Origin of the sequence: Pseudomonas sp. SIMBA_067, assembly GCF_046534675.1 — a bacterium.
GTDB lineage: Bacteria > Pseudomonadota > Gammaproteobacteria > Pseudomonadales > Pseudomonadaceae > Aquipseudomonas > Aquipseudomonas putida.
In genome coordinates, this window is sequence record NZ_JAWRYH010000481.1 from 1 (window position 1) to 269 (window position 269).

Sequence of the window (269 nt, forward strand, 5' to 3'; positions counted from 1 at the left end):
GGGCGGCGCTGGGCGATCATCAACGACAGCACCTGGCGCAGGGCCAGGCCACGCGCGGCCAGGCTTTCAGGGTCCTGGGCGGTCGAGGTCAGGGCCTGGTTGACCTGGTCGAAATCGGCGCCGTACCACACCCGCAGGCCCTCAGCCATGCCATGCACTTCGCCGTGGCCCGCCACAGCCGAAAGCGGCACGCTGTTGAGGTAGTCGCGCACGATGCGCTGGCGCGCCTCGGTGGTGTCCGGGCCGCCTTGATAGGCACGCACGCTGGC

General features: G+C 70.6%; 1 protein-coding gene. It reads right to left on the reverse strand.

The window, feature by feature from the left end; translation table 11 throughout:
* Positions 1-269 (reverse strand): hypothetical protein (locus tag SB765_RS29980; RefSeq protein ID WP_410932541.1); only part of this gene is annotated, 269 nt, incomplete at both ends.